The sequence below is a fragment of the Thauera sp. genome (assembly GCF_035444905.1).
GTDB lineage: Bacteria > Pseudomonadota > Gammaproteobacteria > Burkholderiales > Rhodocyclaceae > Thauera.
In genome coordinates this window covers 34,253-45,334 of sequence record NZ_DAOMPS010000036.1, presented here as the reverse complement: position 1 = coordinate 45,334, position 11,082 = coordinate 34,253, and the positions used below count along the sequence as shown (strand labels likewise).

General features: G+C 70.3%; 10 protein-coding genes. 4 read left to right on the top strand and 6 right to left on the bottom strand.

Features of this window, described 5'->3' with window-relative positions; translation table 11 throughout:
• On the bottom strand, positions 1-941 hold a 941-nt coding region (locus tag PLC66_RS15355; RefSeq protein ID WP_324541932.1), incomplete at its 3' end, for a TRAP transporter substrate-binding protein.
• A 183-nt stretch (positions 942-1,124) separates the two neighbouring features.
• On the opposite strand from PLC66_RS15355, the gene PLC66_RS15350 reads away from it, so the two are divergent.
• The 4 genes from PLC66_RS15350 to PLC66_RS15335 all read left to right on the top strand — a co-directional run bounded on the left by PLC66_RS15350 (position 1,125) and on the right by PLC66_RS15335 (position 4,367).
• Positions 1,125-1,634 (top strand): winged helix DNA-binding protein, encoded by a 510-nt coding sequence (locus PLC66_RS15350; RefSeq protein WP_324541930.1) that lies wholly within the window; start codon positions 1,125-1,127, stop codon positions 1,632-1,634.
• A gap of 22 nt (positions 1,635-1,656) precedes the next feature.
• Complete coding sequence (gene pxpB / locus PLC66_RS15345) at positions 1,657-2,418, top strand: 5-oxoprolinase subunit PxpB (RefSeq protein WP_324541929.1); 762 nt, start codon at positions 1,657-1,659, stop codon at positions 2,416-2,418.
• Positions 2,415-3,470 carry a 5-oxoprolinase subunit C family protein gene (locus tag PLC66_RS15340; RefSeq protein ID WP_324541927.1) on the top strand — a complete coding sequence of 352 codons (1,056 nt, stop codon included), beginning with the start codon at positions 2,415-2,417 and terminating at the stop codon, positions 3,468-3,470. The genes pxpB and PLC66_RS15340 overlap by 4 nt, the downstream gene beginning before the upstream one ends.
• A 120-nt stretch (positions 3,471-3,590) precedes the next feature.
• Positions 3,591-4,367, top strand: coding sequence for a LamB/YcsF family protein (locus PLC66_RS15335; protein ID WP_324541925.1), 777 nt, complete (start codon positions 3,591-3,593; stop codon positions 4,365-4,367).
• A gap of 51 nt (positions 4,368-4,418) precedes the next feature.
• Here PLC66_RS15335 and PLC66_RS15330 read toward each other — a convergent pair whose 3' ends face one another.
• From PLC66_RS15330 to PLC66_RS15310, 5 genes are read right to left on the bottom strand one after another with little or no spacing between them, the layout of a single operon-like run.
• Entirely contained in the window at positions 4,419-5,309 is an 891-nt protein-coding gene (locus PLC66_RS15330; RefSeq protein WP_324541923.1) for an ADP-polyphosphate phosphotransferase, read from the bottom strand.
• A 52-nt stretch (positions 5,310-5,361) separates the two neighbouring features.
• The gene (mgtE, locus tag PLC66_RS15325; RefSeq protein ID WP_324541921.1) at positions 5,362-7,029 is read right to left on the bottom strand and encodes a magnesium transporter; all 1,668 of its coding nucleotides are present in this window, start codon (positions 7,027-7,029) and stop codon (positions 5,362-5,364) included.
• Complete coding sequence (locus PLC66_RS15320) at positions 7,026-7,835, bottom strand: mechanosensitive ion channel family protein (protein WP_324541920.1); 810 nt, start codon at positions 7,833-7,835, stop codon at positions 7,026-7,028. Before PLC66_RS15320 ends, mgtE begins: the two co-directional genes overlap by 4 nt.
• Positions 7,836-7,837: 2 nt before the next feature.
• Positions 7,838-9,100 (bottom strand): hypothetical protein, encoded by a 1,263-nt coding sequence (locus tag PLC66_RS15315; RefSeq protein ID WP_324541919.1) that lies wholly within the window; start codon positions 9,098-9,100, stop codon positions 7,838-7,840.
• Between the two features lie 16 nt (positions 9,101-9,116).
• Positions 9,117-11,051 (bottom strand): SLC13 family permease, encoded by a 1,935-nt coding sequence (locus PLC66_RS15310; protein ID WP_324541918.1) that lies wholly within the window; start codon positions 11,049-11,051, stop codon positions 9,117-9,119.
• Positions 11,052-11,082: the final 31 nt, after the last annotated feature.

The window sequence follows — 11,082 nt, the reverse complement described above, 5'->3', positions numbered from 1 at the left end:
GCCTTCTCGACCCACTCGGCGGTCATCTTCTCGCCGACCTTGAGCAGCTCGGCCTGCAGCGCCTCGGGCGCCGGCTGGACCTTCATCTTGTTGGCCTTGAGCTGGTCGATGTACCAGGCGGTCTTCTCTTCCGAGACTTTCCAGCCACGCTCCTCGGCGGCCGCGGCAGCCTTCAGAAGCGCGTCGCGCGACGGCTGGTCGAGCGCGTCAAAGGCCTTCTTCGACACGAACACGATGTTCTTCGGCAGCCAGGCCTGGAGGTCGTAGTAGTGGCTGAGCTGCTCCCAGCTCTTGGTGTCGTAGCCCGTGGCCGAGGAGGTCAGGTTGGCCGACACCACGCCGGTCGACAGCGCCTGGGTAAGGTCGGCGGCCTGCACGGTCACCGGCTGGCCGCCCATCAGCTCGATCATGCGCGCCACTGTCGGGCTGTAGGAGCGGATCTTCATGCCCTTGAGGTCGCCGATGGTGTTGAGCTCGGTCTTGGAATACAGGCCCTGCGGCGGCCACGCCACCGAATACAGAATCTTCAGGCCGTTCTTCGCCAGACGCGCTTCCACCGCCGCCTTGGAGGCCTGCCACAGCTTCTTCGAGTCCTCGTAGCCGGTCGCCAGGAAGGGCACCGTGTCGAGCGCGTAGAGCGCGTCCTCGTTGGCGAGGCCGGAGATGATCAGTTCGCCGATCTGCGCCTGGCCGCCCTGCACCGCACGCTTGATCTCGTTGGCCTTGAACAGCGAGCCGTTGGGATGGACGGTGATCTTGAGCTTGCCGCCGGTGGCCTCGTCGACCTCCTTGACGAACTGCTGGATGTTCTCGGTGTGGAAGTTGCTGGCCGGGTAGGGCGTAGGCATGTCCCAGGCGGTCTGGGCATGCGCTGCGGCGGCAATGCCGAAGCCGAGCAGGGAACCGGTGATCGCCTTGAGGAGGGAATGCGGGAAGGTCATGGCGTGTGCTCCTGGATGAAGGAGGGCAAGAGGCCCGGGACGCGGATGGGAGGGCGGCGACCGGTCTGCGATAAGTCACCGTTATTGCACGATAGAGATTTCCTAGGTATCTTGTCAACAAAACGTAGACGTTTTTTCATTAAAACATCTTCAAAACACTTTTAACCGTCCAAGGAGATCGTCGTGAGCGAAGCCAACCGCATCGTGTCCTCACAGCATCTGGTGTCGCCCAAATCGCCGGAGCTGTCGGAGATGGAGTTCGGCCTGATCATCGCCTGGCACGCCTTCGCGCGCTGGATGATGCGCTGCATGACCGCCGCCGGCGTCAAGGACATGACGCCGATCGACGTGCTGGTGCTGCACCATGTCGCCCATCGCGACCTCGAGAAGCGCCTGGCCGACATCTGCTTCGTGCTCAATGTCGAGGACACCCACGTCGTTTCCTACTCGCTGCGCAAGCTCGCCGGCCTCGGCCTGGTGCACAGCACCAAGCGCGGCAAGGAGGCTTTCTTCGCGGTCACCGACACGGGTCGCGAGGCCTGCATGGCCTACCGCGACGTGCGCGAGTCCTGCCTGATGCCCGGCTTCACCGGCAGCGCCGAGGACAACGCCCGCATCGGCGAGCTCGCCCAGCTGCTGCGCACCCTGTCCGGTCGTTACGACCAGGCCGCGCGCGCCGCCTCCACCTCGTAGTTGCAGATAAGGGAGCCCTCCCGTGAGCTATCGCATCCTCGACGCCGGCGACGCCGCGCTGACCATCGAGTTCGGCAGCGTCATCGACCCCGCCCTGCTCGCCGCGGTCAATGCGCTCGACGCCGCCATCCTGCGCCTGCAGCCGGCCGGCGGACTGCCGGGCGTGATCGAAACCATGCCCACCTTCCGTTCGCTGACGGTGTTCTTCGACCCGCTCGTCACCGACCGCGACGCCGTACTCGCCGCCCTGCAGCCGCTGATCGCCGCCGCCGAGCACGGCACGCCGGTCGACGGCCGCCACTGGCGCCTGCCGGTGTGCTACGAGGGCGAGGCCGCGCCCGACCTCGCCGAGGTGGCCGCCACGCTCGGCATCGGCACGGACGAGGTCGTCGCCCTGCACAGCGGCACCGAATACCTGGTGTACATGCTCGGCTTCCTGCCCGGTTTCCCCTTCATGGGCGACCTGCCCGAGCGCCTGCGCCTGCCCCGGCGCGCCCAGCCGCGGGTGCGCGTGCCGGCCGGCAGCGTGGCGATCGCCACCGGCCTGACCGCCATCTACCCGTGGGAAAGCCCGGGCGGCTGGCACCTGCTCGGACGCTGTCCGGTGCCGCTGTTCGACGCCCGGCGCGGCGCGCCGTCGCTGCTCGCCGCCGGCGACAAGGTGCGCTTCGTGCCGGTGAGCACCGAGGAGTGCCGCGCCATCGAAGCCGGCCTCGCGCGCGGCCACATCGACCCGATGCAATGGCTGGAACATGCCCCGACTCCCGCGGAGAACGCAGCATGAGCACGCAGACCGAACTCGAGATCGTTTCGCCGGGTGCCTTCGCCTCGATCCAGGACGGTGGCCGCCGAGGCCACCGCCGCATCGGCGTGCCGTGGGCGGGGGGGCTCGACCAACGCCTGATGCGCATCGCCAACGCCCTGGTCGGCCGCGCGGAAGATGCACCGGTGATCGAGTGCTTTGACGGTGGGCTGCATGTCGCGGCGCAGGGCGGCGCGGTCAGGCTCGCCGTGGCCGGGGACGCGGTGGTCGAGGTGGATGGCGCCGCCGGCCGTCGCCAGCTCGCCCCCTGGCGCTCGGTGACGATCGCCGCGGGCGAGGCGTTGCGCATTCGCAAGATGGGGGAGGGCCGCATCGCCATGGTCGCAGTGGCCGGACTGGACGTACCGAGGGTGATGGGCAGCGCCGCGACCTATGTGCGCGCCGGCCTCGGCGGCGCCGATGGCAGCGGCCGCGCGCTCGCCGCCGGCATGCGCCTGGCGCTGACCGAGGCCGACGGCTGCGGCAGCGAGCGCGTGCTGCCCCAGCCGCCCGCCGCCGACGCCAGCCCGATCCGCCTCGTGCTTGGCCCCCAGGCCGATCACTTCAGCGCTGCGGCCCTGGACGCCCTGGTGAGCGGCGATTACAGCGTCACCACCGAGGCCGACCGCATGGGCATGCGCCTCGAGGGCGCGAAGCTCGAACACAGCGGCGCCGCCGACATCGTGTCCGATGCCACCGTGCCCGGCTCCATCCAGGTCCCCGGCGCCGGCCAGCCGATCGTGCTGCTCGCCGACGCCCAGACCGCCGGCGGCTATCCCAAGATCGCCACCGTGATCACCACCGACCTCGGCCGCCTGGCCGCGCTACGCCCCGGGCAGACGCTGCGCTTTGCCACCGTGACCGCCGCCGAGGGCGCGCAGATCGCGCGCGCCGCCGAGGCCGAGACGCGCGCGCTGATCGCCGCGATCCGCCCGCTGCCGGCCGACGGCATCGACCTGGTGGCGCTGTACACCGGCAACCTGGTCGACGGCGTCGTGCATGCGCTCGGCGCCGAATACCGCCCGCTATATTGAAGAGCCTGCCCCCGCAAGCCCATCGGGCGCAACGCCCTCCGCCGAGCCCCACCCCGGAATGCCCCCGATCCCACAACACCCGCGCCGGCATGCCCGCGCGCCCGACCTGAGGCCCCCTCCATGAACAAGACCATCAACCTCAACGCCGACCTCGGCGAATCCTTCGGCGCCTGGAAGATGGGCGAGGACGAGGCCCTGCTGCAGGTGGTGCGCTCGGCCAACATCGCCTGCGGCTTCCACGCCGGCGACCCGGTGGTGATGCGCCACACGGTGCGCACCGCGCTCGCCGCCGGGGTGAGCCTCGGCGCCCATCCCGCCTACCCCGACCTGCAGGGCTTCGGCCGCCGGCCGATGAAGATGGCACCCGCCGAGCTCGAGGCCCTGGTCATCTACCAGGTCGGCGCGCTCGCCGGCATGGCCGCAGCCGAAGGCGGCCGCGTCAGCCACGTCAAGCCGCATGGCGCGCTCAACAACCAGGCCTGCGAGGACGCCGCGCTGGCCGACGCGGTGGCGCGCGCGGTGAAGGCGATCGACCCGGGCCTGATCCTGCTGGCGCCGGTGCTCTCCGAGCTCCACACGGCCGGCAAGCGCGCCGGGCTGAAGGTGGCCGGCGAGATCTTCGCCGACCGCGCCTATACGGACACAGGCACGCTGGTGCCGCGCGGCCAGCCCGGCGCGGTGATCCACGACCACGACGAACTGGTCGCCCACGTGCTGCGCATGCTCGACGCCGGTGGCGTGGTCAGCCAGGGCGGCAAGTGCCTGCCGGCGGCGATGGACAGCATCTGCGTGCATGGCGACACGCTCGGTGCGGTCGACAGCGCGCGCCGCCTGCGCGCGGCGCTCGAAGCGCGCGGCTGGCGGGTCGTGGCGCTGCCGGAGATGGCCGGCGCCTGAGGGGGGCGCCGGAGGGGCGCGGGCCGAAGGCGGCGACCCGAAGGCGGTGAATCAGACCTCGCCCGCAGCGAGCTGGCGACGGATTTCGAGCAGGTGCGCGCGCCGCGCCGCGCTGGTGGGCGGATAGCGCAGGTCGAGCGCGGCCAGCGTATCGACCAGGATCTGCGACACGATCAGGCGCGCGTTCTTCTTGTCGTCGGCCGGCACCACGTACCACGGGCAGTCGGGCGTGCTGGTGGCGGCGAGGCAGTCGGCATAGGCCGCCATGTACTTGTCCCAGTGCTGGCGCTGCTCGATGTCGCCCTCGTCGAACTTCCAGTTCTTGTCCTCCTCGTCGATGCGCGCGATCAGGCGGTCGCGCTGCTCGTCCTTCGACAGGTGCAGGAAGATCTTGACGATGCGGGTGCCGTTGCGGTGCAGGTGGGCCTCGGCGTCGGCGATCGAGCGCAGGCGGTCGCCCCAGAAGTCCGGTGCGGCCAGCGTCTCGTCGGGCAGCTTCTGGCTGCGCAGGATCTCGGGTAGCACGCGCACGATCAGCACCTCCTCGTAGTAGGAGCGGTTGAAGATGCCGATGCGGCCGCGCTCGGGCAGTGCGAGGTGGGTGCGCCACAGGAAGTCGTGGTCGAGCTCGGTGGCGCTCGGGTGCTTGAAGCTGAACACCTGGCAGCCCTGCGGGTTGACCCCCGACATGACGTGGCGGATGGCGCCGTCCTTGCCCGCCGCGTCCATGGCCTGGAAGATCACCAGCAGCGAGTAGCGGTCGTGGGCGTAGAGCATCTCCTGCAGTTCGGACAGGCGCGCGGTGCCGGCATCCAGGCGCTCCCTGTAATCGCTCTTCGAGTCGTAGAGGGTGTCGACATTGGTCTGCCATTCGGCAAGGTCGATCTTCTTGCCGGCCTTGACGCGGAATTCGGCGATGTCGATCGGTTTGGGCTTGCTCATGGTGTACTCCGTCGGAAAGGTTCGGGGGAAGGCAGGGCGAGCGCGGCGGCCGCTAGAGCAGGAGCACGGTGGCCAGCCCGAGGAAGGCGAAGAAGCCGACCACGTCAGTGACGGTGGTCAGGACCACGCTGCCGGCAAGCGCCGGGTCGATGCCCATGCGCTCGAGGATGAGCGGAATCGCCAGACCGGCGAGCGCCGCGCACAGCAGGTTGAGCAGGATGGCGGCGCCGATTACGCCGCCGATGCCCCAGTCGCCGAACCACACCACCGCAAGCGCCGCGACCACCACGGCCCATAACAGGCCGTTGAGGATGGAGATGCCCACCTCACGGTTGAGCAGGATGCGCACGTTGCCCTTTTGCACCTGGCCGAGCGCGAGGCCGCGAATCACCAGCGTCAGCGTCTGGCTGCCGGCGATGCCGCCCATGCTGGCGACGATCGGCATCAGCACCGCCAGCGCGACCAGGCGCTCGAGCGTGCCCTGGAACTGGCCGATCACCCAGGCGGCGAGAAAGGCGGTGAGCAGGTTGATGCCCAGCCATACCGCGCGCCGGCGTGAGCTCACCAGCACCGGTGCGAACATGTCGGCCTCGTCGTCCAGGCCGGCCATCTGCATCACCGTGCGGTCGGAGTCCTCGCGGATCAGGTCGACCACGTCATCGACCGTGATGCGGCCGATCAGCCGGCCTTCGGCATCGACCACCGGGGCCGACATCAGGTCGAGGTCCTGGAACAGGCGTGCCACCTCGCGGCTGTCCGTGCTCACCGGGATGCCGGCGATGTCGGTGTGCATGAGGTCGGCGACCCGCGTGTCGAGGCTGGCGGTGACCAGCGCGGACAGCCGCAGCGCGCCCTGGTAGTGGCCCTTGCGGTCGACCACCATCAGCATGTCGGTCTGGGGCGGCAGGGTCTCGAGCAGGCGCAGGTAGCGCAGCACGATGCCGGCCTTGACGTCGGCGCGCACCTCGATGGCGTCGGCGTTCATCAGGCCGCCGGCCGACTCCTCGGGGTAGGACAGCATCGACTCGAGCTGCTCGCGACGTGAGCCGGTGGTGGCGAGCACCAGCCGGCTGCCGAGCTCGGCGGGCAGTGTCTGGATGAGGTCGACGAGGTCGTCGAGTTCGAGATGGTGGACGGCGGCAAGCAGGTCGTCGAGGTCCAGTTCCTGCGCCAGCGCGGCGCTGATCTCGTCGTGCAGGAAGCTGAGCACGCGGCCGGCGCGCTCGGTTTCTACCATGCTCCAGGCCTGGCTGCGCTGGGCGGGGGGCAGGGCCTCGAGCAGGCCGGCGACCTTGGCCGGGTGCATGCGGTGCAGCAGCTTGCCGACGCGCTTGAGCTTGCCGGCCTCGAGCGCCTCCATCAGCGCCTGCAGCTCGCTCCGGGTATTGGTCGGGGCCGCTGCCGGGTGGCTGCTGGCGTCCTCATCGATCGCGTGCTCGGTGTCTTCCCGCGATTCGTGCATCAGGGAGGGGCGTAGCTCGGCGCTCAGGTGGCCGAGCACGCGCTGCTCGAGCGGGTCGCCGACCTGCTGCCACAGCGCGAGACGCTGCGCTGGCGACAGGCGCTCGAGCAGCGCGGCGATCTTGGCCGGGTGCATGCGCTGCACGAGCTTGCGCACGCGCTTGTTGCGCCCTTCGGCGAGGGCCTTGACGATCTGTTCGCTGAGCGAGCGCGGACGGCTGTCCGTGCCCGCGTCGGGGCGTTTCGCTTCGTCGTTCATGCGCGCAAGGATACCTGTGGCAACAGCGGCCGGGCGCCGATGCGCGAAAGCGCCTCGCGTCCGCGCACGGTGAGGTCGGAGACAAAGCGGAACTGCTGGCGCGGATCGACCGGGTAGGCGCGGACCATGTACTTCGTGCCCCAGGTCTCCTCCTGGAGGACGACGGTGACCGGAGCGTCAAAGTACAGGTAAGGGCTCGTCATCGCCACGTCCTCCAGCACGGCGCGCGCCCGGCGGGCGTCGTGCTCGGGGTGCACATGGAAGACCGCTGCGCATTGCAGCACCGGGCTGCCATTGTTGGCGTTGCGCACCGCCGATGACCACAGCTTGAGGTGGGGGACGGTGATGGTGTCGTCGTCCGCGGTGACCAGCGCCACGGTGCGCATGCCCACATGCACGACCTCGCCGTAATGACCGTCGAGCTCGATCCAGTCGCCGGGCCGGTAGGGCTGCTCGAAGGCCGAGACCACGCCGGCGATCAGGCTGCTGACGTAGTCCTTTAGCGCGAAGCCGATCGCCAGTCCGGCGGCACCGAGCAGCGCCACCATGTTCTGCACCGAGGGTTCGACGAGGATCGGCAGCATCAGCGCCAGGGCAACGCCGATCAGCAGCAGGCGCAGTAGCGGCACCGACGCCAGCAGGTAATGGCGCGGGCGGCCGTGCAGGCGGTTGGCGATCCAGGGCAGGGCGCGCTGCACGATGCGGATGAGCACGAGGGTCGCGATGAGGATCAGCGCGAGCTCGATGCTGTCGCCGCGATCGAGCTTGTTGAACAGGCGGGCGAGGTTGGCGCTGTGTTCGGGCATGGTCAGAAGCTGTCCGTGAGGTAGCTGCGGCTGCGCAGGAACTCGCGCACCGTGTGGTAGGCGAGCGGGGCCACCTGCCAGCGTGTGCCTTCGCGCACCAGCAGGTCGAGCGCCTGCAGTCGCAGCAGGTGCGAGTGCAGGCGTCCCTCGGGAATGGGCAGCACGGCGCCGAGCACCGCGCTCTCCAGCCCGCGGTGAAGCAGCAGGGCGTGGAGCAGGAAGGCCACGTCCTCGCCCGATTCGGCCGGCAGCGTGGGGGTCTCGATGCCGGGCGCGACCCAGACGACTTCGTCGGCGGCGGCGAGACGCTCGCCGTCCGCCCGCTGCGGGCTGTCGTGCTGGGCCTCGCCTGCTTGCGCCTGTTGCTCGCGTTCGGGCGCGGCGCGCAGGCGCTGGCGCCAGTAGTACCAGGCCAGGCCCGGGTTGCCGCGGCAGTGTGCGGCCAGTTGGCGCAGCTCCGGGCAGGCGGTTTCAGCGCCGTGACGGTCGTCGCCGCTGTCGCCGGCGTCCTCGGGCATCAGGGGTTCGCCGCTGCGCGCGCTCAGGAAGCGGACCTGCCCGCGATCGGGGTGCATCAGATAGCGGGTGAGGGCGAGGCCGTCGAATGCTTGCAGGGTCAGTGTGGCGGTGCCGGGCAAGGGCGAGATGCGCTCGATGAAGGCCAGCGCCCAGCTGTCGCAGCCGATCATCCCGGGGCCCAGCGCGCCCGACAGGGCGCGTGCCAGGAAGCCGCGCACCAGGTCGAGCCCGTTGGCGTGGCGCAGGAAGCAGCGCTCGAGTTCGGGCAGGACCCAGGGACGGCCGGTGCCGGGCGCAAGCTCGTCGAGCCAGCGCCGATCGGCGCACAGGATCTGCTCGGTGTCGGGCGGCGCGAGCACGACGGCGTCACGCGCATGCGCCCAGTGCGTCAGGATCGCGGGATGGTCGCAATACGGTTGCCCGATGAAGAGGCGCACCGGGGGGTGCGCGTCCGCATCCAGCGATTCCTGCGCGTCGAGCGCGCGTGCCGCGGGCGCCCAGTCGATCGAGGGCGCGAGGTTGGCGAGGCGGACCTGTGGTAGCGCACGCAGATCCGCCTCGGCCTGCGCAGGGTCGGCGTCATCCGTGCCCAGCAGCAGACGCCCGAGCGAGCGCCAGCGCCGTTGCAGCGTGGCCGGTTGCGAATCGGCGGGGACTTCATAGTCCCGCGCTGCAACGATCTGCCAGAGGGGCGGCGCTGGGGGCGGCTTCGGGGGCGGCGTGTCGTGCGCGGCGGGCGTGTTCATGGCGAAGGGCGGTGGCTCAGAGCGGCCATACGAGGACGAGGAGCGGGATGGAGAGCGCCACCACCTGCAACTCGAGCGGCAGACCCAGCCGCCAGTAGTCGCCGAAGCGAAAACCGCCTGGGCCGAGGATGAGGGTGTTGTTCTGGTGGCCGATCGGGGTCAGGAAGGCGCACGAGGCGCCGATCGCGACGGCCATCAGGAAGGCGTCGGCATTGGCGCCGAGCGCCGCCGCGGTGCCGATCGCGATCGGGCACATCACCGCGGCGGTGGCGGCGTTGTTCATGACGTCGGACAGGAACATGGTGACGATCAGCACCAGCGCAAGCGCGATGATCGCATCGCCGCGGGCCACGCCGTCGAGCAGGCCGCGCGCGATCAGGTCGGCCGCGCCGGTGGATTCCATCGCCCCCGCGACCGGGATCAGCGCCGCCAGCAGCACGATCACCGGCCAGTCGATGCTCTCGTACACCGCGCGCAGCGGCACGGTGCGCAGCGCCATCGAGGCGAGCACGCCGAGCGCGAAGGAGATCGCCGCCGGCAGCAGGCCGAGCGCCGCGCCGCCGACGGCGAAGGCCATGATCGCGCCCGCCGCCCAGGCCTTGCGCCGGTCGGGAATGCGCAGCTCGCGCTCGGCCAGCGGCACGCAGCCCGAGTCGGAGGCGAACTCGGCGAGCGCCTCGAGCGGCCCCTGCATCAGCAGCAGGTCGCCAGCCTGGATCTTCAGCGTCCGCAGGCGCGCCTTCGAGCGCGTGCCGTCACGCGATACCGCAAGCAGGTTCAGACCGTAGCGCGTGCGCAGCAGCAGATCCTTGGCGGAGCGGCCGATCAGGCTGGCCTCGGGGCGCACGACCAGCTCCATCAGCCCGATCTCGTTGTCGGCGGAAGTCCGGGCGGCGTCCTCCTTGTCCGCCTCGGCGTCTCCGGTCGCGTCCTTCTTCATTGGCGACGTCTCCGCGGCGGACGCATGGCCCGCGGCCGGAGCCGTGTTCCCTGTCGCCTTGTCGTTCTTGTCGGCCGTGTCCCCGTTGGAACCTTTCTCGCTGGCCTTCTCCTCGCTCGACGGACCCGCCTCCTCGAGCTTGAGGCCGAGGGTGGCCAGCACTTCGGGCAGGGCCTCGATATCGGCCTCGATGACCAGGATGTCGCCGGCCAGCACCTTGCGCCCCGATTGCGGTGCGCTCATGCGGACCTCGTTGCGCACCAGGCCGATGATCTGCGCGCCGGCCTCGTCGAGGCGGGTCTCGATCTCGCGCAGGTGCATGCCCACCGCCTTGCTCTCGGCCGGGACGCGGACCTCGGTCAGGTAGGCGCCGGTCTCGAAGCCTTCGGTGCCCGCCTTCTCGCGCGCCGGCACCAGGCGCCAGCCGAGCAGGGCGATGAACAGGGTGCCGAAGACGGCGACGCTCAGGCCGACCGGCGTGAAGTCGAACATGGCGAAACCGGCCGTGCCCTGCTGGGCGCGAAAGCCGGACACGATCAGGTTGGGCGGGGTGCCGATCATCGTCGTCATGCCGCCGAGGATGGTGCCGAAGGCCAGCGGCATCAGCACCCGGCCCGGCGGCAGCTCGAGGCGCGAGGCCAGCTGCATCGCCACCGGCATCAAGAGCGCCATCGCGCCGACGTTGTTCATGAAGCCGGACAGCAGGGCGCCGAGGCCGACCAGCGCGGCCAGGCTCAACGCGATGCCGGCCTTCGCCGGCAACAGCCGGGCCGCCAGCGCATCGACCGCGCCCGAGCTCTGCAGGCCGCGGCTGAGGACCAGGACGCAGGCCACGGTGACCACCGCCGGGTGGCCGAAGCCGGCAAAGGCCGCGGCAGGCTCCACCAGGCCGACCAGCACGCAGACCAGCAGCGCGGCCGCGGCGACCATGTCATGGCGCCAGCGCCCTGAAAGGAACAGGCCGACGGTGGCGAGCAGGATGGTCAGGATCAGGATCTGGTCGTGGGTCATCGGGGCCTCGGCGGTGGCGCAGCGGACAGCC